Source organism: Lysobacter sp. P5_C4, assembly GCF_054049695.1.
Genome location: NZ_JBFULX010000001.1, coordinates 18,204 through 40,049, shown reverse-complemented (window position 1 = coordinate 40,049; position 21,846 = coordinate 18,204). Strand labels below are relative to the sequence as shown.

General features: G+C 66.6%; 12 protein-coding genes. 7 read left to right on the top strand and 5 right to left on the bottom strand.

From position 1 onward, the window contains the following. The first annotated feature begins 54 nt into the window (after window positions 1–54). Window positions 55–300, top strand: a complete 246-nt coding sequence (locus ACXJJ8_RS00100) for a hypothetical protein (protein ID WP_499026087.1) — start codon at window positions 55–57, stop codon at window positions 298–300. Between the two features lie 85 nt (window positions 301–385). Here the strand turns inward: ACXJJ8_RS00100 and ACXJJ8_RS00095 are convergent, their stop codons facing one another. After that, the gene (locus tag ACXJJ8_RS00095; RefSeq protein WP_499026085.1) at window positions 386–3,184 is read right to left on the bottom strand and encodes a TonB-dependent receptor; all 2,799 of its coding nucleotides are present in this window, start codon (window positions 3,182–3,184) and stop codon (window positions 386–388) included. A gap of 163 nt (window positions 3,185–3,347) precedes the next feature. Between ACXJJ8_RS00095 and ACXJJ8_RS00090 the strand changes: the two genes are divergently transcribed. After that, window positions 3,348–5,984, top strand: coding sequence for an alpha-amylase family glycosyl hydrolase (locus ACXJJ8_RS00090; protein ID WP_499026084.1), 2,637 nt, complete (start codon window positions 3,348–3,350; stop codon window positions 5,982–5,984). 25 nt (window positions 5,985–6,009) lie between these two features. Continuing rightward, on the top strand, window positions 6,010–7,419 hold the full coding sequence (locus ACXJJ8_RS00085; protein ID WP_499026082.1) for a sugar porter family MFS transporter: 1,410 nt from the start codon (window positions 6,010–6,012) through the stop codon (window positions 7,417–7,419). Between the two features lie 39 nt (window positions 7,420–7,458). Here the strand turns inward: ACXJJ8_RS00085 and ACXJJ8_RS00080 are convergent, their stop codons facing one another. Together ACXJJ8_RS00080 and ACXJJ8_RS00075 are read right to left on the bottom strand one after the other, a co-directional pair. Then, on the bottom strand, window positions 7,459–10,422 hold the full coding sequence (locus ACXJJ8_RS00080; RefSeq protein WP_499026081.1) for an alpha-1,6-glucosidase domain-containing protein: 2,964 nt from the start codon (window positions 10,420–10,422) through the stop codon (window positions 7,459–7,461). 20 nt (window positions 10,423–10,442) lie between these two features. After that, on the bottom strand, window positions 10,443–12,056 hold the full coding sequence (locus ACXJJ8_RS00075; RefSeq protein ID WP_499026079.1) for an alpha-glucosidase family protein: 1,614 nt from the start codon (window positions 12,054–12,056) through the stop codon (window positions 10,443–10,445). A gap of 159 nt (window positions 12,057–12,215) precedes the next feature. Between ACXJJ8_RS00075 and ACXJJ8_RS00070 the strand changes: the two genes are divergently transcribed. From ACXJJ8_RS00070 to ACXJJ8_RS00060, 3 genes are read left to right on the top strand one after another with little or no spacing between them, the layout of a single operon-like run. Further along, window positions 12,216–14,135, top strand: a complete 1,920-nt coding sequence (locus tag ACXJJ8_RS00070; protein ID WP_499026077.1) for a glucosidase family protein — start codon at window positions 12,216–12,218, stop codon at window positions 14,133–14,135. A 22-nt stretch (window positions 14,136–14,157) separates the two neighbouring features. Then, window positions 14,158–15,660, top strand: coding sequence for an MFS transporter (locus ACXJJ8_RS00065; RefSeq protein WP_499026076.1), 1,503 nt, complete (start codon window positions 14,158–14,160; stop codon window positions 15,658–15,660). A 23-nt stretch (window positions 15,661–15,683) separates the two neighbouring features. Then, entirely contained in the window at window positions 15,684–17,372 is a 1,689-nt protein-coding gene (locus ACXJJ8_RS00060) for an alpha-amylase family glycosyl hydrolase (protein WP_499027175.1), read from the top strand. Here ACXJJ8_RS00060 and ACXJJ8_RS00055 read toward each other — a convergent pair whose 3' ends face one another. Beyond that, window positions 17,373–18,170: an adenine nucleotide alpha hydrolase family protein gene (locus ACXJJ8_RS00055; protein WP_499026074.1), complete on the bottom strand. Its 798-nt coding sequence runs from the start codon at window positions 18,168–18,170 to the stop codon at window positions 17,373–17,375. Window positions 18,171–18,190: 20 nt separating this feature from the next. Beyond that, complete coding sequence (rnr, locus tag ACXJJ8_RS00050; protein ID WP_499026072.1) at window positions 18,191–20,620, bottom strand: ribonuclease R; 2,430 nt, start codon at window positions 20,618–20,620, stop codon at window positions 18,191–18,193. Window positions 20,621–20,708: 88 nt separating this feature from the next. On the opposite strand from rnr, the gene ACXJJ8_RS00045 reads away from it, so the two are divergent. After that, window positions 20,709–21,764, top strand: coding sequence for a LacI family DNA-binding transcriptional regulator (locus ACXJJ8_RS00045; RefSeq protein ID WP_499026071.1), 1,056 nt, complete (start codon window positions 20,709–20,711; stop codon window positions 21,762–21,764). The last annotated feature ends 82 nt before the right edge of the window (window positions 21,765–21,846 follow it).

Below are 21,846 nucleotides of genomic sequence, written 5' to 3'. Positions count from 1 at the left end.
GTCGTGGCGCCGCCTATTGCGCGACGCTGGCTCCACCATCACATGGAGCGTGACATGCGTATCGAAGCCGTCCACATCGGCATGAAGGAACCCGAACTCCGCGCCGCCCTCGGCGCCCCGTACCGCGTGCACCTTGCCGGCGCATCGATGGTCTACCGCTGGCAGGACGCCCACGAAGAGGAACAAGCGTGCGAATGGCTGCGCGTGCGCCTGAAGCGCGTGCGCGGGCAGGGGCTTGCGAACGCCGTCGTCGACCAGGTGGTGGGGCATTGCGGCGGGGTGGCGATCGCGATGCCATAGCGCATCGCATCGCGCACATAAAAAAACCCCTGCCGGATGGACCGGCAGGGGTGGAGGGTCACACGGTGTCGCAGGAGGTGATCGATCAGAACTTGTAGCTGACGCCCAGCAGGTAGGTACGGCCCCACTCGATGTTTTCGAGCGGGCGGTCCTTCGAGGTGGTGTACGTGCGATACGGCGAATTGGTGAGGTTGCTGGCCTGGAGGAGCATGGTGAAGCCCTTCAGCGCCGACTCCTCGCCGAACGCGTAGCTCACCTGCGCGTCGGTCTGGTCTTCGCCCTCGACGAAACGCAGCGTGCGCTCGGCGGCGAAGTTGCTGATCTCGCCGATGAAGTCCGAACGCCAGCGCTGGTTGATGCGCGCTTCGAAGCCGCCGCGCGCGTAGTACGCCGTGAAGTTGTACACCTCGTCCGACAGGCCCGGCAGCGAGATGTCCTGCGAACCCACGCTCGACACGCTGCCCGGATCCGGCGGGATGGAGATGTTGCTGTCGAAGAACGACGCGCTGGCGACGACGCCGAAGCCTTCGGCCGCGTCCCAGAACAGGTCCAGCGGCAGCGAGGCCGTCAGTTCCAGGCCCTGCAGGTAACCACCCTTCGCGTTGTACGGCGCGGTGAAAGCGCCGATCGGCGTGGTGGGCTGCGGGGTGAGGTCGGGCGTGATGAACTGCGTGAAGTCGTACGTGCGGCGCTCGGTGTAGATGTAGGTCCGCAGGTCCTTGTAGAACGCCGCAGCCGACACGTAACCCTTGGTGCCGTCGAAGTACTTCTCGTACGAGATGTCGTAGGCGTTCGCGCGCCACGGATCGAGCAGCGGGTTGCCGCCCGAGCCCTGGACCGTGCCGACGTCCGGGCCGCCGGTGGCGACGCCGAACTCGAAGGAGGAACGCAGCTGGTCCAGGCGCGCGCGTGCGACCTGGCGGGCCGCGGCGAAGCGGAGCGTCTGGTCGTGCGAGAACGAGAACGCCAGGTTCAGGCTCGGCAGCCAGTCGGTGTAGGACTTGCCGTTGCCATACGGGATGCGGTTCTGGCCGGCCGGTTGCGAAGGATCCCAGTAATACGAATCCGACGACTGGTCGGTGTGCTGCATCTGCAGGCCGACGTTACCGCGCACCGGGATCGAACCCCAGGTCGTGTCGATGTTGCCGCGCAACCAACCGGAGGTGATGTCCTCGTTGATGGTCCACGCCTTGCCGACCAGGTACGAGGCCTCTTCGCCCGGGACGAAGGTCATGTAGCGCGCCACCGCGCCCGGCACGTTCCAGGAGGGAACGTAGCCCACGCCGGCGAAGGTCAGGTCGACCAGGCCGTACTGCAGGTCCGGTGCGATCGTGGTGATGCCCTGCGCGCCGAGGTTGATGTTGGCCTCGGGCTGGCGCTTGTCCTTCTCGCGCGTGGCGTAGTTGGCGCCGACGTCCCAATCGGAGAACAGGCTGTCGAGGAAGGGCGAGGCGAAGTTCACGTTGAACTTGGCGCTCTTCAATTCGTCGACCACCTTCGGCGTCTTGCCGTAGCCCGAGCCGTAGATCGTGTTGGCGAGGAACAGGCTGCCTGCGTCGGAGTAGTCGCGGCCCGGATGGATCGTGGCGAAGCCCGATTCGGGAAAGTTGAGCTGCAGCGTGTCGAACGACGGATTCGGCAGCAGCTGCGTGTTGTTTTCCAGGCTCAGTTCGTCACGGTGCGATTTCGACCAGCTGATGTCGGTGGTGAGGTTCACCTGGTCGCTCAGGCGGATCGCATTGCCCCAGCCCACGCCGTCGATGGTGTCTTCGCGCTTGTTGTACATGCCGCGCACGAGCGGATAGGCGTTGGTCAGCGTGCCGCCGACGAGGGTGCCGTTGCCGTTGATGCTCGGCGTCCAGACCTGTCCGATGGGGGCGCCGTTGTAGTTGAAGTTCGCCTCGAACTGGTTCGCGGTGTCTTCCTGCACGGCGGAGGTGTGGAAGATATCCAGCGTGGAGGTCCACTCGCTGACCGGCGCGAACTGCACCGTCGCCATCGCCGCGTTGCGACGGATGTAACCGGTGCGGCGCAGCGCCTTGCCGCCGTCGGTGACGAACGTGTTGTCCGGCACGCCATTGCGGTTGACGTTGTTCGCGGCGTTGGTCCGCGTCCACGGTTCGTACAGGCCGGTCTGCTGTTCCTGGATCGGAATGTCCGAATGCGAGAAGCCGAGCGCCAGGCCGATGTCGCCGCCGGCCATCTGCGTGATCACGCTGGCGTTGAGGCGGTTGCCGTCGCCGTCGGCGTTGGCGGCCGAGCCGAGCGAGTTGCGCTGGTAGCGCGCGCTGAGGGCGTACACCGGCTTGTCGAAGTCGAGCGGGCGCACGGTGCGCATGTCGATGGTGCCCGACAGGCCCTGGCCCACCAGCGCGGCGTCCGGCGTCTTGTAGACGGTGACGCCCGCCATGAGTTCGGAGGGGTACTGGTCGAATTCGACCGAGCGGTTGTCGCCGGTGCTGACCATCTCGCGGCCGTTGAGCAGCGTGGTTGCGAAGTCGGGCGACAGGCCGCGGACGCTGATGACCTGCGCGCGTCCGCCGACGCGCTGCGCGGCGAGGCCCGGCAGGCGCGAGATCGATTCGGCGATGGAGATGTCGGGCAGCTTGCCGATGTCTTCGGCCGAGATGGCTTCGACGATCGACGTCGAGTCCTTCTTCACCGCATTGGCTTGCTCGATGCCGACGCGGATGCCCTGCACGGTGACGGTCTGGAGCTGCTTGGCCTGTTGCTTGGCCTGCTCCTCCGGCGTTCCCTTGTCCTGCGGTTTGGCGGCGGCGTCGCTCGTAGTGGTCGTGGTCGACTGCGCCCAGGCGCCCGTCGCGAGCATCATCGTGGCCGACGCGAGCGCCACGCTGAGCAGGTTGCGTTTCAGATGCTGCATTTGGTCCCCTCCAAAGGATGTATTCCCCGTGACGGATGGTAGGCGCAGGGCCGGGGCCGCCGACGTTTCCTGCATACGTATTCATTACGGCCGCTTGTCGGGGCGTTCGCGCCGCCGTCGCGATGCGTGGAATAGTCCGGACACGCCTTCGAGCCGCAATCTCATGCATTCAGGTCCGCGCTCGCTCCGCTCCGCGCCGTCCCGAGCCCTGCGGGCCTGCACATGGCTCGCGAGCGCGCTCGCGTGCGCAGGCGCATGGGCGGTCACGCCGCAGGAAGGCCCGCAGCACATCCCGTCGCCCGACTGGCGCGACCAGGTCCTGTACTTCCTCATGATCGATCGCTTCGCCAACGGCGATCGCGGCAACGACGATCAGCACGCCGGCGAATTCGATCCGGCCGATGGCGCGAAGTGGAGTGGCGGCGACTTGCGTGGCGTTCGCGCGCATGTTCCCTACATCAAGGCGCTCGGCGCCACCGGCGTGTGGATCACGCCGCCGGTGGCCAACCAATGGTGGAGCCCGCGCGCGCACTACGGCGGTTACCACGGCTACTGGGCGACGGATTTTTCGACGGTCGACGCGCACTTCGGCACGCTCGCCGATTACCAGGCCCTCGCACGCACGTTGCACGGTGAAGGAATGGTGCTGGTGCAGGACATCGTGGTGAACCACACCGCGGACTTCTTTCGCTACGAGGACGTGCCCGATGCGGGCGATCCCGCGCGGGGCCTGGCGTTCGTGCGCGACACGCAGGGGCAGGGCGCGCCGACGCAACCGCCGTTCGACCGCAACGATCCGCGCGACCCGGCGCAACGCGCGCAGGCGATCTATCACTGGACGCCCGACATCCGCGATTTCGCCTCCGACACGCAGCGCCTGACGTGGCAACTCGCGGGCCTGGACGACATCGATACCGAGTCGCCCGAGGCGCGCCGCGCCTTGCGTGCAAGCTACGGGCAATGGATCCGCGAGGTGGGCGTCGACGGTTTTCGCGTCGACACCGCGTTCTACGTGCCGCCCGCGTATTTCCTGGATTTCCTGCGCGCCGGCGACGCGCAGGCGCCGGGCATCGCGCAGGTGGCGAACGAAACCGGCCGCAAGGACTTCTTCGTCTTCGGCGAGGGGTTCGCCATCGACAAGCCCTTCGACGATACGCAGTCGCGGCGCATCGACGCGTACATGCGCATGCCCGACGGGACGCGCGTACTGCCGGGCATGATCGACTTCCCGCTGTACGGCACGGCGCTGGATGTCTTCGCGCGCGGCGCACCGACGGCGCAACTCGGCGATCGCATCCGCCGGCGCATGCAGGTGTTCGCCGATCCCTGGCGCATGCCCACCTTCGTCGACAACCACGACGTCGATCGCTTCCTCTCGCAGGGCGACGAAACGGCATTGAAGCAGGCGCTGCTGATGTTGATGACCTTGCCCGGCATCCCCGTGATCTGGCAGGGCACCGAACAGGGCTTCACCGAAATGCGCGGGGCGATGTTCGCGGGCGGATACGGCTCGGGCGGCCACGACAACTTCGATGCCAACGCGCCGCTGTACCAATACCTGCAGCGCGTGATTGCCCTGCGACGCGGCGACACGCTCTTCTCGCGCGGCACGCCGACGGTGGTGCGCGAGAATCCCGTCGGCCCGGGGCCCATCGCGTGGCGCGTGCAGGGCGCCGATGGCGCGGTCGCCGTCGTGGCCCTCAACACGGCCGACCACAGCGTCCTGCTCGACAACATTGACACCGGCGCGCCGCCCGAGGCGACGCTCTCCACGGTGTTCGCCATCGATGCGGAAATCCCGTCGATCGCCGTCGATCGGATCGGCCGCGCGACCGCGTTGCTCCCGCCGCGTTCGGGCGTGGTGTGGCAGGCGCTCGGCCAGGGGGCGCCGGCGGAAATCCGCATGCGCCCGCCGACGATCGATCCCTTGCCGCAGGACCTGTTCACCGACGACTTCACCGTGCGCGGCACGTCCATCGGTTCGGAACCGGTGCGCCTGGTGGTCGACGACGACGCGATCCACGGGCGCGTCGTCACGCCGAAGGACGGCCGCTGGGAAGCGAAGATCGATACCACGCGCATGGTCGACCCCGCGGTCGAACACGCGGTCGTCGTCTACGAGCCCGCGACGAAGAACGCCAGTGAGCGCCGCACGTTCAAGGTCGCGCGTGCGTGGAAGCTGGGCGTCTTCCTCGACGATCCGCAGGGCGACGACACCGGCCCGAACGGGCGCTACGCATATCCCACCGATCCCGGCTATGCGGTGCATCCGGGCGACATCGAACATGTCGCGCTCTCCACCTCGGGCGGCGCGATGCAGATCGTGCTCCGCATGCGGGCGCTGTCCACGACGTGGAATCCGCCGAACGGTTTCGACCATGTCGCGTTCTCGATCTTCATCGACCTACCGAAACAGCGCGGCGGCGCAACGGCGATGCCGCTGCAGGACGCCGTCTTGCCCGACGGCATGGAGTGGGACGTGCACGTGCGCGCGAACGGGTGGACGAACGCGGCGTTCTCCTCCAGTGGCGCCTCCGCGACGATCGAAGGCATGCCGATCGTGCCCGCCGCGCGCCTGCGCGTGGATGCGAAGGCGCGCACGATCACCTTCACCTTGCCGCCGACCACGTTGTTGCGCGCGACCGACCTGGAAAACGCGCGCGTGTACGTGACGACGTGGGACTACGATGGCGGCTGGCGCGCGCTCGCGCCGCAAGCCGGCCCGCATGCCTTCGGCGGTGGCGATGCGGCGCGCGATGCGCGCGTGCTCGATACCGTCGGTCCGCTCAAGATTCCGTAAGCACATTCCCCGGGGGAACACCGAGATGAATACAGCAGCACCCGCGATCGAACAGCACGCCACCTTGCGCGTGTTGTTGATCTCCGCCTGCGCCGCGCTGGGCGGCTTCCTGTTCGGCTACGACACCGCGGTGATCAACGGGGCCGTCGATGCGATCCGCGGCGAGTTCGGGTTGAGCGCCTCGGCGACGGGGTTTGCGGTGTCGTGCGCGCTGCTCGGCTCCGCGCTCGGCGCGTGGTACGCCGGCCCGCTGGCCGATCGGTTCGGGCGCGTGCATACGATGCGGGTGGCGGCAGCGTTCCTCGCCGTGAGCGCGTTGGGCGCGGGGCTCGCGTTCGGCGTGTGGGACCTGATCCTGTGGCGCATCGTGGGCGGCATCGGCGTGGGCGTCGCGTCCGTGATCGCGCCGACCTACATCGCCGAAGTCTCGCCGGCGCACGTGCGTGGTCGGCTCGGTTCGATGCAGCAACTCGCCATCGTGCTCGGTATCTTCGCCTCGCTGCTCGCCGATGCCTGGCTCGCGAACAGTGCGGGGGGCGCGGCGCAGCCGTCGTGGTTGGGGCTGGATGCTTGGCGGTGGATGTTCCTCGTCGCGATCGTGCCTGCGCTGATCTACGGCGCGCTGGTTTTCGGCGTGCCCGAATCTCCGCGACACCTCGTCGCGAAGGGGCGCCTGGAACAGGCGAAGCAGGTCCTGCGGGACGTGCTCGGCATGAAGAACGAGACGGCGCTGGAGGCCAAGGTCGCCGATATTCGCGACAGCCTGCGTTCGGAATACGTGCCGCGCCTGTCGGATCTGCGCGGTCCGCGCGTGGGGCTGCTGCCGATCGTGTGGGTGGGCATCCTGCTCTCGGTGTTCCAGCAGTTCGTCGGCATCAACGTGATTTTCTATTACTCGGCGACGTTGTGGCATTCGGTCGGGTTCAGCGAGTCCGATGCGTTTTCGATCACGGTGGCGACGTCGGTCGTCAATGTGCTGGTCACCCTGGTCGCGATCGCATTGGTCGACAAGGTGGGGCGCAAGCCTTTGTTGCTGGTCGGTTCGGGGGGCATGGCGGTGACGCTGGGCGCGATGGCCGTGTGTTTCGCCAATGCGGTGACCACCGCCGGGGGTTTGTCGTTGCCGGCGCCGTGGAACATGGTGGCGTTGGTGTCGGCCAATCTCTACGTGGTGTGTTTCGGGCTGAGTTGGGGGCCGATGGTATGGGTGTTGCTGGGCGAGATGTTCCCGAATCGGATTCGCGCGATCGCACTCGCCGTCGCAGCTTCCGCGCAGTGGATCGCGAACTTCGTGATCACCGCGACGTTCCCGGGGCTCGCGGAGATCGGCCTGGCGTTTGCCTATGGGTTGTACGCGGCGTTTGCGTTGCTGTCGTACATCTTCGTGGTGCGCGCGGTGCGGGAGACGAAGGGGATGGAGTTGGAGCAGATGTAGGACGGCGCACGCTCGAAACCTGTCGGCGCGTCGAGCCGCTCATTTTTTGGGGAACGCCCATTGCAGGAACGGGGGGAGCATTTGGGCCCACGAGGATTGGCGGTGGATTCCGCCTGGGAGTTCAACGACTACGACGTGGTTGCCGCCGTGTTCGCGTAGCAGTGTCGCCAGGTCCTTCGCATCGTCGATCACGTCGATGATGCCGTCCTTGTCGCGGTCGCTGTCCTCTTCCTTCGTTCCTGCCGCGAAGTAGACCCGCAGGCCATGCTTGGCCGGTGAAGTGGCGACGAGGTTCTGCGCGATTCCGGCCTTGTTGTCGTTCGTCAGCCAGAACGAGGGTGAAAAGGCGCCGATTCGACCGAAGACTTCCGGGTAGTTCCAGCCGAGCGAGAAGGCGTTGATGCCGCCGAGCGACCAGCCGAGGAGGGTGCGGCCGTTCGCATTCGCCTGCGTGTTCCAGTGTGTGTCGACATAGGGCACGAGTGTGCGGACCACCCATTCCGAATAGGCCTGTGCATTCGCGCCGACGTTGCCGTACTTCGTCGGCGCGACGACGCTGCGCCCCGCGGCGCGATCGGCGAGGCCGTAGCCCGCCATGCGGTCGCGCGGCATGTGGATGGCCACGACGAGGAAGGGTGTGGTTGCGTTGCGCAGGTGTTCGAGGGTGTCGCGCACGTGGACATCGGCCAGGTCCTGGCCGTCGTCGAGGTAGAGCACCGGGTATCGCTTGCGTGCGTCGTAACCGTGCGGCAGTTGCACGTCGACGGTGATGTCTTCGTCTTCGGAGAGGTGCGCCGGCAGGCGGACGGTCAGCAGGTCGGGCAGCAGCTTGCTCTCGGGTTGTACGAACACGACGGCGGTGCGCCGCGGAATCGTGAACGTGCCCGTCGTGCGGTCGAAGCCGGCGTCGCGTGCGCGCAGGTCGGCGGCGGTCGGGGACAGATGGACCGGATGCAGCACCCAGGGTTCGCCACGGGAGGCGGGGAGGGTGACGGTGCGTGCTTGCGTGGAGGCGTTGAGGAAGTACTGCGCGGCAGGAAAACGTGTTCCTTCCAAGCCCTTGCCGTCGAGGCGGCCGACGATCAGCTCGGGCGTCCCCGTTTGGGGGAAGGTGAGGCGCGCGATCACTGCATCGCGCGTGCGCAGGCGGAACAGGGTCGAACTCGCGCGGATCCGCAGCAGGTCGCGGAACGCGTCGCGCATGAAGGCGATGTCCTGCGGTCGCGCGCCGTTGCCGTTGTCGCGGTACGACCAGTCGAGCCGATTGACCGCATCGCCGGAATCGAAGCTGTTGCCATCCAGCGACTTGGAGCGCAGCAGGTCGATGCCCGCGTGGAAGTAGGCGATGCCTTGGCTGAAGGCCGTCGTCGCCGTGCCGAGCAGTTGCACGCGCGCGCGTTCGGCGGGCGGCGTGTCCTTCGGCAGTTTGAACAGGTTGATGTCGAACAGGGTGTGGTTGTCGTGGTTCTCGACGTAGTTGACGACTTCGCCCGGTTGTGAGGCATAGCCTGCCGGCTGGCCGTGATAGTCGATTTTCGAGAGCGGTCGTCCGTCGAGCATGTAATCGCGCAGCGTCCCGGCAAGACCGACGCGCACCATGTCGGCATTCGTATCGTTTGCGCCGCCATTGATCCAGCCCTTCGCATCCGCCAAGGCGGGCATCCGGTCACCGGGTCCACCGCCGCGCACCGCGTCGCGCGCGCGGTCGCTGAACGTGGCGATGCCCGATCCGCCGAGCGAGCGTTGCGAGGCCTGCACGAAGCGTTTGCCATCCGCGACTTCGCCGAAGTTCCAGCCTTCGCCGATCAGGGGGACGTCGTGGCCCGTGGCGGCTTTCAATGCACGCTGGAGGTCTTCCATGGCCGCGCGTGGCTGGTGGCCCATCAGGTCGAAGCGGAACGAATCGATGCCGTATTGCGTGGCCCACAACACGACCGAGTCGCGCATGAGCCTGGCCATCATGCGGTGTTCGGTGGCGGTGTTGGCGCAGCAGGTCGAGGTCGCGAGCGTCCCGTCGTCGTTGTAACGGTGGTAGTAGCCGGGCACGATGCGATCGAGCACCGACCACGGCGCCTGGCCGGCGGCCATCGTGTGGTTGTAGACCACGTCCATGCCCACGCGCAGGTTCGCCGCGTGCAGGGCCTGCACCATGCGGCGGAACTCGACGATGCGCGCGAGGCCGTCCGCGTCGCTCGCGTAACTGCCTTCGGGTGCGTTGAAGTGGACCGGGTCGTAGCCCCAGTTGAAGCAGTCGTGCGCAGCGTCGCCGGCTGGATCGCAGCCGCGCTCGGGCACGGTTGCGAAGTCGAACACCGGGAGCAGGTGGATGTCGGTGACGCCGGCGTCGGCGAGTGCGCGCAGATGGCGCATGCCGGCGGACTGCGTGTCGGTGAAGGCGAGGTACTTGCCGCGATGGGCAGCGGGAACGGTGGTGTCATCGCGCGAGAAATCGCGGACGTGGAGTTCGTAGATCACCAGGTCGGTTTGCGAAGCGATGCGCTTCGGCGTCGCCTTCGGGTCCCAGCCTTCGGGTTTGGTCCCAGGCGAATCGAGGTCGACGTACAGGCTGCGCGTGCCGTTCGCCGCGAGCGCGACGGAATACGGGTCGGTCACGCGCTGTCGGAGAAGTCCGTTGCCGGGGACCACGACATCCACCAGGTACAGGTAGTAGGTGCCTTCGCGTACGGGCACCGCGCCGCGCCAGGCGCCCGTGCGTTCGTCGCGCTGCATCGCATGCACGGCCGTCGCGGCCGAACGCGGGCCGTCATAGACGCAAACGGCGACACCTCGCGCTGTGGGGGCCCACAACACGAAGCCCTTCGAAGAGGCGCCGAAGGCGAGCGATTCCGCCGCGTCGGCGTACTGCGCGTCGAGCGCCGCTGGCGACAAGGTCTCGTAGGCTGCCTGGCGCACGTGCGTGGCGAGCACGGTCGATGGTGCGGGATCGTCGCAATCCGCGCGCGTCGGCACGGCCGCGAACACCGGCCCGGCGAAGCACGCCACGCACAGCGCCGCGAGCGTTCTCAGAGCGCGGCGTACACCACGCCGCGCGGCGGCAGCACCAGGCGGCCGTCGCGGATCGCGCCGGCCTTCGTGCCCGGGGCTTGCATCGGCGTCGCCGCGCCATGCTCGGGAAGTGTCCATTCGACCTCGGCATCCGACAGGTTGAAGGCGACCAGCATGGACTGCGCGGCGTCACGGCGGACGAAACACAGGATCGGCTCGGGTGCATCCAGGAAGCCGATGCTTCCCTCCACCAACGCCGGTTGCTGCTTGCGCCACCTGAGGAACGCGCGCGCGCCGTTGAGCACGGAGCCTGCGTCCGCGTCCTGCGCCTTCACGCTGAGCGCGCGGTGCGCATCGGGCACGGGCAGCCACGGATGGGCGTCGGTGAAGCCGCCGTTGGGCGCGTCCGACCACGGCATCGGCGTGCGGCATCCGTCGCGGCCCTTGAAGTTCGGCCAGAAGGCGATGCCGTAAGGATCCTGCAGGTCTTCGAATGCGACCTCGGCCTCGGTCAGCCCGAGTTCTTCGCCCTGGTAGAGACAAACGGAACCGCGCAGCGAACTCACCAGGGCGATGAGTTGCCCGGCCAGCGCCGCATCGTCCCGGCCATTGCCCCAGCGCGACACCGCGCGCACGACGTCATGGTTGGAAATCGCCCAGCACGGCCAGCCATTGCGCATCTTCGCTTCGAGCGTCTCCACGGTGCCGCGGATGTAGGCGGCGCTGCGGTCGTCGGTGAGCAATTCGAAGCTGTAACCCATGTGCAGGCGCTGCTCGCCGACGTACTCGGCCATCGTCGCCAGCGAGTCTTCCGAGGAGATCTCGCCGAGCGAAGTCGCACCGGGATAGCGATCGAGCAGCGCGCGCAGGTCTTCGAGGAAACGCAGGTTTTCCGGCTGGGTGTTGTTGTGCCAGTGGTACTGGAACGCGTAGGGATTGTCGGCGCTGAAGCCGCGTCCCGTGCGCAGCTCGACGGGCTTGGGCGGGTTGTCGCGCAAGCGCGCGTCGTGGAAGCAGAAGTTGATCGCGTCCAGGCGCAGGCCGTCGACGCCGCGGTCGAGCCAGAACTTCACGTTGTCGAGCGTCGCCGCCTGCACGGCCGGGTTGTGGAAATTCAGGTCGGGCTGCGAGGCGAGGAAGTTGTGCAGGAAATACTGGCCGCGGCGCGGTTCCCAGCGCCACGCCACGCCGCCGAAGATCGACAGCCAGTTGTTGGGCGGCGTGCCGTCGGGCCGTGCATCCGCCCACACGTACCAATCGTGTTTCGGGTTGTCGCGCGAGGCACGGCTTTGCGTGAACCAGTCGTGTTCGATCGAGGTGTGGCTGAGCACCTGGTCGATCATCACGCGCAGTCCGAGCGTATGCGCCTTGGCCAGCACGCGGTCGAAATCGGCGAGCGTGCCGAACAGCGGGTCGACCGCGCGGTAGTCGGCGATGTCGTAACCGAAGTCCGCCATCGGCGACTTGAAGAACGGCGAGATCCAGATGGCGTCGACGCCAAGGCTGGCGACGTAGTCCAGGCGATCGAGGATACCGGGGAGGTCGCCCACGCCGTCGCCATCCGTGTCCAGGAAGCTGCGCGGGTAGATCTGGTAGATCACCGCGCCGCGCCACCAGCGATTGTTGTCCATGCGTTCCCTCGAAGTGCTTGCCGCGCGCACGCGATCCCCCACGCGGCGCGATGCGCCATCTTCCACGGCGCAGCCGTGGCCGCGCATTGAATACGTTTGCAGGCGGGCCGTCCATGCCAAGGCGGCTCGACTACCATGGACCGAGGAAACGGGGGGCGCATGAAGGGACGGCTGGCGCGGGTTTTCAAACATGTGTTCGGCAGCCTCCTGGCACTGTTGCCGGCGCTTGCCGTGGCCGGCGCACCCGCGATGAAGACGCAGACCGCCAGTGCGCAGTTCGACCGCCTGTTCGTGCTCGCGCAAAGCGAGCTGGAAAAGGACAAGGTCGACGCGATCACCGATTGGTCGTTCAACGACCAGAAGCCCTTTCCGTGCGTGTGCTTCGAAACCGGCGAGAAGTGGCATTACGTGTGGACGCGCGATCTGTCGTACGCGGCGGACCTGGCGTTGGCGCGGCTGGATCCGGAGCGCACGAAGACGTCGCTGCGCTTCAAGCTTTCCACGGTGCGCAACCCGGCGCTGCCACAAGGCCTGTACGTCGTGCAGGACACCGGTTCGGGCGGAAGCTGGCCGATCAGCACCGATCGCGTGGTGTGGTTCCTCGCCGCGCGGCACCTGCTCGATGATCCGGTTTTCGCGGAAGAGACCTGGCGCGCGCTGGTCGACACGCTCGCGCAGGATCGCCAATACGTTTTCGATTCGCAGCTCGGGTTGTATCGCGGCGAGACTTCGTTCCTCGATTGGCGCGAGCAGAGTTATCCGGCGTGGACGGCGACGGACACCACGTGGATCGGCGAGTCCTTTGCGTTGTCCACCAACGTGCTGCACTACGAAGCCTTGCGCCTCGCCGAACAGATGGCCCACAAGAAAAAGGATGCGCGCGCGTCGGTTTTCGGAAAGCAAGCCGCGGCATTGAAGTCGGCCATCGACCGGCGTTTCTGGAACCCGTCGCGCGGTCTTTACCGCAGCTACATCGGCCCGGCGTACGCGCCTGTTCCCGTCGATGCCTACGATCTGCTCGGCACGTCGCTTGCGATACTCGCCGACATTCCGACGGCTGAACGCGCCGCGCGCGTGCTCGCTGCGTATCCGGTCGCGCCGAAGGGCAGCCCGGTGATCTGGCCGCAGCGGCGCGGCGTGCCGATCTACCACAACCGCGCGATCTGGCCGTTCGTCAGCGCCTATGCATTGCGCGCCGCGCGCAAGACGAAGGATGCCGCGCGATTCGCCTTCGAAGTCGAATCGATCATGCGCGGCGCGTCGATGGCCGGTTCGAACATGGAGAACTACGAGCTCGCGACGCAATCCGTTCACGTCGACGCCGGCGCCCTCAGCGGCCCGGTCGTGAATTCGCCGCGCCAGTTGTGGTCGGTGGCCGGTTATCTCGACATGGTGCTCGGCAGCCTGTTCGGGTTGCGCGCCGATGGCCGGATCGATCCGATGATTCCGGTCTCGCTCGTGCCGATGCTGTTCGGCGAGGGCGACAGGATCGCGCTGCAAACGCCGCAGCGCCGTTACGTGCTCGTGCGTCCCAGGACACTGGACGACGGCGGTTTCCTCGTTCCGCGCAGCATCGCGCACGAAGGCCGCGACGAAATCGTGCAATTGCGGTCGAGGCCCGGCAATGGGCGGCACTTGAAGCAGGGCGGTGAAGCCTGGGCGCCGACGCCACTGTTCGAGAAGAACGACAAACCCGGCGCGAACGCAACGACACTGCACGATCTGAAAACGGGCTGGACCGCGCCCCGCAGCGGCCGCATCCGCGCTTTCTTCCGCTATCGCAACGCCAACGGACCGGTGAACACCGGCATCTCGGCCGCGGTGAAGACACTCGTGCTGGAGTGCGATGGCAAGCGACAGACGGGCACCGTGGTCATGCCGCATCGTGAAGGCGAGGGCGACTCGACGTCTGCCCTGTTCGACGTGCGCGCGGGCAACAAGTGCATGTTTGCGCTGGAAGAGGGCTTCAACATGAGCGACCTGGACCACTTCGCCCACTACACCGGCGGCAAGGGCGGTGCTTCAGGCCCGCTCAACACTGCCGATATCGGCGCCCTCACCGTCGTTCCGCTACCGTGAGTTTCCACGAGGACACCCCGCGATGACCGCGACGCCCACCGCCAAGCCGACGTTGACGTTCTGGCAGATCTGGAACATGTGCTTCGGTTTCCTCGGCATCCAGTTCGGCTTCGCGCTGCAGAACGCGAATGCGAGCCGCATCTTCCAGACCCTCGGCGCGGCGATGGACGACATCCCGATGCTGTGGATCGCGGCGCCGCTCACGGGGCTGATCGTGCAGCCGATCGTGGGGTATCTGTCCGACCGCACGTGGACGGGGCTCGGGCGGCGGCGGCCGTATTTCCTGGTCGGCGCGATCCTCGCTTCGCTGGCGTTGTTCGCGATGCCGAACTCGCCGGTGTTATGGATGGCGGCGGGATTGCTGTGGATCCTCGATGCGTCGATCAATATCTCGATGGAGCCGTTCCGCGCGTTCGTCGGTGACCAGTTGCCGGTGAAGCAACGCGCCTCGGGCTACGCGATGCAGAGTTTCTTCATCGGCGTGGGCTCGGTGATCGCGAGCCTGCTGCCCTGGCTGCTGGCGAAGTTCGGCGTCGCCAACACGGCAGGCCCGGGCGAGGTGCCCGCGACAGTGCATTACGCGTTCTATTTCGGCGGCGCGGTGTTGCTGGGCGCGATCATCTGGACGATCGCGACCACGCGCGAGTATCCGCCGGACAAGCTGCACGCCTGGGACGAAGCCCCGCCCATTGCGCCGCGCGCGCGCGATGCGGCGCGCATGCGGACGACGGCGCTCGCGTGGCTCGTCGTCGGGCTGGGGTTCGTCGCGGCCGTCTGGATGCAGGGCTGGGCGCGCGAGTTGTATGTGCTCGGCGGCTTGGTCGCCGCTTACGGCCTCGCGCTGCTGGTCCGCACGATGCTGGGCGGATCGGGCGGCTTCGCCAACATCATGGACGACCTGTACGACATGCCGCCGACGATGCGGCAACTTGCGGTCGTGCAATTCTTCTCGTGGTTCGCGTTGTTCGCGATGTGGATCTACACCACGGGCGCGGTGACGCAGGTGCATTTCGGCAGCAGCGACCCCACATCGGCCGCCTACAACGAAGGCGCGAACTGGGTCGGCGTGTTGTTCGCGGCGTACAACGGTTTCGCTGCGTTGGCGGCGATCGTGATTCCGTGGATGGTCCGGCGCTGGGGTTTGCGCACCAGTCATCTGATCAACGCAGTGCTGGGTGGCCTGGGCTTGCTGTCGATCGCCGTGATCCGCGATCCGCAGTGGCTGTTGCTGTCGATGGTGGGCGTAGGCTTCGCGTGGGCCTCGATCCTGTCGCTGCCTTACGCGTTGCTCTCCGATTCCTTGCCGGCCGGGAAAATGGGCGTGTACATGGGCATCTTCAATTTCTTCATCGTCATCCCGCAGCTGGTGGCGGCGAGCTTGCTGGGATTGATGCTGAAGCTGTTCTTCGGCAACCACCCGGTCTATGCGCTGGTGATCGGCGGCGTGAGCCTGATCGTGGCGGGCCTGTGCGTGTTGCGCGTGCGCGAGCCCGCGCCGCAGGTGGCCGCGGCGGTGTCGCCGTGAGGCGCGCGCTGGTCGTGTTGGGCATGACGGCGCTGGCGGGCTGCACGCAACCCGCACCACCCGCGGCGACGGAGAAGAAAGCGGAAGCGCCGAAGCCCGTCGAGTATTACGGGACCAACGAACCGTTCTCCGCCGACGCCGTCTATTTCGTCCTCACCGACCGCTTCGTCAATGGCGATAAATCCAACGACCACCGCAAGCAGGGCAAGGGCCCGGCCTTGCACACCTTCGATCGGCCGGTGCCCGGCGCACCGAAGGGCCGGTCCGACAACGTCGGTTACCTCGGCGGCGATTTCCGCGGCGTGCTCGACAACGCCCGGTACATCAAGGACATGGGCTTCGGCGCGGTGTGGATTTCGCCGATCGTCGACAACCCCGACGAAGCCTTCACCGGCGGCCAACCGGTGAAGTGGGGCGGCATGTGGACCGACAAGGGCAAGACCGGTTACCACGGTTACTGGGGCGACAACTTCTACAAGCTCGACGAACACCTGCCGAGCAAGGACCTGGATTTCCGCGGCCTGGCGAAGGGCCTGAAGGCGCAGGGCCTGAAGACGGTGCTCGACATCGTGCTCAACCACGGCTCGCCGGCTTACACGATGCCGAAGGACCAACCGAAGTTCGGCAAGATCTTCGACAAGGACGGCAAGCTGGTCGCCGACCACATGAACCTGCCGCCGGAGAAACTCGATCCGAAGAACCCGCTGAATGCCTTCTACAACACGAAGGGCGGGCTGGCGCAGTTGTCGGACATCAACGAGAACGACCCGCGTGTACTCGCATACTTCCTCGGCGCGTACGAACAGTGGATCGGGCAGGGCGCCGATGCGTTCCGCGTCGATACCATCGGCTGGATGCCGCATCCGTTCTGGCATGCATTCACCACGCGCATCCGGGAGAAGCATCCGGGCTTCTTCATGTTCGGCGAAGCCTTCGACTACGACGCCAACAAGATCGCCGAACACACCTGGCCGGAGAACGCCGGCGTGAGCGTGCTCGACTTCCCGCTGCAGAAAGCGATGGGCGAGGCCTTCGGCAAGGCGAACGCCGGCTTCGAACGCATCGGGCAGGCGCTGTACCTCACCAATGGCCCGTATGCGAATCCGTACGACCTGATGACCTTCTACGACAACCACGACATGGCGCGCCTGGATGCGACCGACACCGGTTTCATCGATGCGGACAACGCGCTGTTCACCCTGCGTGGCACGCCCGTCGTCTACTACGGATCGGAAACGGGCTTCGAGCGCGGGACCGCGGAGCACGCGGGGAATCGCAACTACTACGGCCAGGCGCGTGTCGACGCCGCTGCCGACAGCCCGATCTACCGCCAGTTGCGCCGCATCGCGAACCTGCGCGCGCAAACGCCGGCGTTGCAACGCGGCATGCAGGTGAACATCGAGATGCAGGGCGACCGGGCGGCGTTCTATCGCGTGCTGCAACAGGGGAAGACGGCGCAAATCGCGTTGGTGCTGCTCAACAAGGGCGGCGCGCCGGCGGACTTCAGCATCCAGGCATCGCTCCAGCCGGGGCAATGGACGTCGGCGTTCGGCGGCAGGGTGGTCGATGTCCCGCCTGGCGGCACGCTCGACACCACGGTGGCGCCGCATGATGTCGCGGTCTTCCTCCTCCAGGCGCCGGTGCGCGACCCCACCTTGAAGACCGAACTCGACCGCGGCATGTCGCGCGCGCGGCGGCACGTGGCGAACTGACTAGGCGTTCGAACCCGCCATGCGCCGGCGCAACACCAACTTCCGCGCGGTCTTGCGCAGCGGCCACAGCGTCGCTTTGTAGACCGCCGACAACATGCGCCGCGAACGCGGGATCCGCCAACCGAATCCTTCGTCGATCGCATTGATGCAGGGATTGCAGAGCCCGCAGGGTCGCCTGTCGCCCTTGGCGCGATGGCAGAACCATGTCAGGCCCATCAGCTTGTCCCAGCCGTGGCGCCGGGCGGTTTCGATCATCTGCGCGCGGGTCGTGTCGATCAGCGCGAACCTGAGCGCGCCGAAGACCAGGTACGCGTCGTGATTCGGCGCATCCGGAAAGATGCGACGCATCGGATAGCCCTCAGGCGACGGGAATGGCTCGGACAGGTTGTCGAACAGGACGACGCCCGCGCCATGCACATGCCGGGCACGCTCGGCGCCGATTTCGATCTCGTGCTTCCCGTGCTGCTTGCAGTACCGCGCGAGCCAAGGGTACTGGTTGCCGACGCCATGCACCGCGCAGAGCCGATCGCCCGCGGCCTGGATGTCCGCATCGGGCGCGATGTCCGCCACTTCCGACATCGCCGTCGGCAACAACAGCGTCCGCGTCTCCGGATACGCTTGCGCAAGCGCGTTCCGGATGCGGTCCATCGTGTCGATCTCGATCTGTGTGGACGCGCGCGTGCGGTCCAGCAGGTAGATCGGCGCCACGGGCAATCCAAGCTCGAGCAGCAGTTGCAGCACGCGGAAGGTGGAGTCCCATCCACCGGTCCAGAAGATCTCGACAGGTCGTTTGTCCACTGCCGCCTCCCGCGTTCGCGTCAGTAACGCTGCTTCACCTTCTTCGCCGGCATGCCGCGCGGCGGCAAGGGCTTCTCGCCACGTTCCTCGACGAGGCGGAAGTCGATCTTGCGATCCTCGACGCTGGCTTTCAACACCACGATGTCCGCGCGATCGCCCAGGCGGAATTCGCGGCCGGTGCGTTCTCCCTTGAGCGTTTTGCGGATCGGATCGAAGTGGTAGTAGTCGTTCGGCAACTGCGTGACGTGCACGAGCCCATTCACCTTGGAATCGTCGAGTTCTATGAACAGGCCGAAGCTCGTCACGCCGCTGATCGTGCCGCTGAACTGCCCGCCGACGTGTTGCTCCATCCATGCGGCGCGATAACGTTCGTCGACTTCGCGCTCGGCCTCGTCGGCACGGCGCTCGCGCTCCGAGCACTGCAGGCACAGCGCCGCCATCTCGTGCTCGCTGTACTTGAAGTCCACGACCGTGCCGCCGGCCAGTGCGTGTTTGATCGCGCGGTGGAGCAACAGGTCGGGATAGCGGCGAATCGGTGAGGTGAAGTGCGCATACGCATCGAGCGCCAGGCCGAAGTGGCCCAGGTTCTCGGCTGCGTACACCGCCAGCGACTGGCTGCGCAGCAACACCGATTCCAACAACGTGGCGTCGGGGCGCTCGCGGATCTTCTTGAGCAAGGCGGTGAAGTCGCGCGGCTCGACCTTCGACCAGGGCGGCATCTTCAGCGCGAATTCCTTGAGGAACTCCAGCAGGTCTGCGTATTTCTGCTCCGGCGGCTTGTCGTGCACGCGGAAGGGCGCCGGGATCTTCTTCTTCAGGATGTAGCGCGCGGCTTCGACGTTCGCCGCGATCATGCATTCCTCGATCAACATGTGCGCGTCGTTGCGCTGGAGCATGCCGGCCTGCGTGACTTCGCCCTGCGGGCCGAGCACGAAGCGCACTTCGGAGGATTCGAACTCGATGGCGCCGCGCTTGCCGCGCGCCTTCTTCAAGACCTGGAACAATTGGTGCAGGCGTTGGACCTGCGGCAGCTGCGCGCCGATGACCTGCAGCGCGTCCTCGCGCAACTCCGGCAGCGCGGTTTCGTCGATCGCGTTCCAGACCTGCGTGTAGGTCAGGCGCGCGTGCGAGTTCATCACCGCTTCGTAGAACTTCGACCTCGTGACCTGCCCCTCGCGATCGATCTGCATGTCGCAGACGAAGCACATGCGGTCGACGTCGGGCTTGAGCGAACAGATGCCGTTGGACAGCGTCTCGGGCAGCATGGGCACGACGAAGCCGGGGAAATACACGGACGTGGCGCGCAGCTTCGCTTCATCGTCGAGCGGCGTGCCGGGACGCACGTAGTGCGAGACGTCGGCGATGGCCACGACCAGGCGGAAGCCGTCGCGCGTCGGTTCGCAGTAGACCGCGTCGTCGAAATCCTTCGCATCCTCGCCGTCGATGGTGACGAGCGGGAGCTTGCGCAGGTCGACGCGGCCCTGCGTCATCGCGTCTTCGACGACGAGCGGAACCTCCGTCGCTTCGGCGAGCACCTGCGGCGGGAATTCGTGCGGGATCTCGTGCGCGTGGATCGCCGCTTCGACCGCGAGCGAGGCCGTCAGCTTGTCGCCCAGGACCGCGAGGATCTTGCCGATCGGCGGGCGTTGCGAATCGGGCGCCTGCACCAGTTCGGCCACGACCAGCTGCCCGGGCTTGGCGTCGTTGGATTCGCCGGGCGGCACGAGGACGTTGCGCTGGATGCGGCGGTCGTCGGGGATGACGTAACCAATGCCGGCTTCGACGGTGTATCGGCCGATCAAACGATTGAGGCGGCGCTCGAGCACTTCGACGATCGCACCTTCGCGACGGCCACGGCGGTCCATGCCGGTGACCGAAGCGAGCACGCGATCGCCGTGCATGACCTTGCGCATTTCGAAGGGCGGCAGGAACAGGTCGTCGGCGCGCGCGCCCGCATCGGGGCGCAGGAAGCCGAAGCCGTCGGGGTTGGCGATCACCACGCCCGGGATCAGGTCCATGCGTTGCGCCGGTGCATACGAGCCGGTGCGGTTCTGCAGCAACTGGCCGTCGCGGACCATCGCGCCCAGGCGCTTGCTCAGCGCGTCGAAGCGATCGGGTTCGGTGAGCGAGAGCTTCTGCGCGAGCGCATCGGCATCCATCGGCCCATCGTTGGCTTCCAGGATGCGCAGCAGCATTTCGCGGCTGGCGATGGGTTGGTCGTAGCGTGCCGATTCGCGGGCGTGGTGCGGATCGCGGTTCGGCGCGGGGCGCGGCGGGCCGGACCTCGGCGCGGATGCACCACGCGGCGACGGCGAAGGTGGGGCGGGCATCCAGCCGGGGCGTTGCGCGGCCTTGTGCTTGGGGCTCCCTTGCTTGGGGCCCTTGGGGGCGCCGGGGGAATTCGGGGATTTGCCGCGGCTGCTGCCGCGCTTGCTGGGGGGGTTGGCCATGCGCCCATGGTCGCACGCCCGTTCATGTGGAGACCGTCAACGGCCGGCCCTTCACACGGCCGGGCCGGCCCTGTCATCCTCGGCCGCAATGGGCAGGAAACCGAAAGCGACCTCGGTCGACATCGCATACCGCGCCGGCGTTTCGCAGGCGACGGTCTCGCGCGTGCTGCGCGGCAGCCCGCTGGTCAACATCGAAACGCGCAAGCGCGTGGAAGCCGTCGCGCGCGAACTCAACTACAAGGTCGACCGCCACGCCTCCAGCCTGCGCACGCAACGCGCCGGTTGCATCGCCTTGTTGCTGTTCGAAGATCCGACGCCCGACGAGTCGCACATCAACCCATTCTTCCTGTCGATGCTGGGTTCGATCACGCGCGCGTGCGCCAAGCACGGCCAGGACCTGCTGGTGTCCTTCCAGCAGTTGTCGAACGACTGGCACGCCGATTACGAAAACAGCATGAAGGCCGACGGCCTGATCCTGCTCGGTTACGGCGATTACCTGCTGTACCAGAGCACGCTGGAAAGCCTGGTGGAGCAGGGCACGCATTTCGTGCGTTGGGGTGCGGTGCTGCCGGGGCAGCCGGGCGTGTCGATCGGTTGCGACAATTTCCACGGCGGGCAACTGGTCGGCGAGCATCTGTATTCGATGGGGCGGCGCAAGGTGGCGTTCCTCGGCGATGCGAGCACGCGCTACCCGGAGTTCTTCGCGCGGTATCGCGGGTGCGACGTGGCCTTGCATGACCTGGGCGTGGGAATGGATCCGGCGCTCCAGGTGGATGCCGAGAGTTCGGAAGACGCGGGGTATGCGGCGGCGCGGACCTTGCTCGAACGGGGCGAGCCGTTCGACGCGGTCTTCGCGGCGAGCGACCTGATCGCGATCGGGGCGATGCGTGCGTTGGCCGAACAGCGCTTGCGCATTCCCGAGGACGTGTCGGTCGTGGGCTTCGACGACATCCCGATGGCGCGCTTCGCCAACCCGCCGCTGACGACCGTGTACCAGAACACCCAGCGCGCCGGGGAAATGCTGGTGGATGCCTTGCTGCGGCAAATCCGCGACGAGCCGGTCGAAAGCCAGATGATCCCGGCGAGCCTGATCGTTCGGAAGTCGAGCGGTTGTGTCGCGCCCGTGGACGACATCACGGAATAAGGTCTTCGCGACACGCACGTTTCGTGCGCGCCACATGGGCAAAAGCCGCCGGATGCGTCCTTCGCGACCATCCGACGCAAGA

Bases quoted from the DNA above. Each gene is read 5' to 3' on its own strand.
- ACXJJ8_RS00060 (WP_499027175.1), top strand. From the start codon at position 15,684: ATGACGGCGCTGGCGGGCTGCACGCAACCCGCACCACCCGCGGCGACG.
- ACXJJ8_RS00070 (WP_499026077.1), top strand. From the start codon at position 12,216: ATGAAGGGACGGCTGGCGCGGGTTTTCAAACATGTGTTCGGCAGCCTC.
- ACXJJ8_RS00100 (WP_499026087.1), top strand. From the start codon at position 55: ATGCGTATCGAAGCCGTCCACATCGGCATGAAGGAACCCGAACTCCGC.
- rnr (WP_499026072.1), bottom strand. From the start codon at position 20,620: ATGGCCAACCCCCCCAGCAAGCGCGGCAGCAGCCGCGGCAAATCCCCG.
- ACXJJ8_RS00090 (WP_499026084.1), top strand. From the start codon at position 3,348: ATGCATTCAGGTCCGCGCTCGCTCCGCTCCGCGCCGTCCCGAGCCCTG.
- ACXJJ8_RS00085 (WP_499026082.1), top strand. From the start codon at position 6,010: ATGAATACAGCAGCACCCGCGATCGAACAGCACGCCACCTTGCGCGTG.
- ACXJJ8_RS00045 (WP_499026071.1), top strand. From the start codon at position 20,709: ATGGGCAGGAAACCGAAAGCGACCTCGGTCGACATCGCATACCGCGCC.
- ACXJJ8_RS00075 (WP_499026079.1), bottom strand. From the start codon at position 12,056: ATGGACAACAATCGCTGGTGGCGCGGCGCGGTGATCTACCAGATCTAC.
- ACXJJ8_RS00065 (WP_499026076.1), top strand. From the start codon at position 14,158: ATGACCGCGACGCCCACCGCCAAGCCGACGTTGACGTTCTGGCAGATC.
- ACXJJ8_RS00095 (WP_499026085.1), bottom strand. From the start codon at position 3,184: ATGCAGCATCTGAAACGCAACCTGCTCAGCGTGGCGCTCGCGTCGGCC.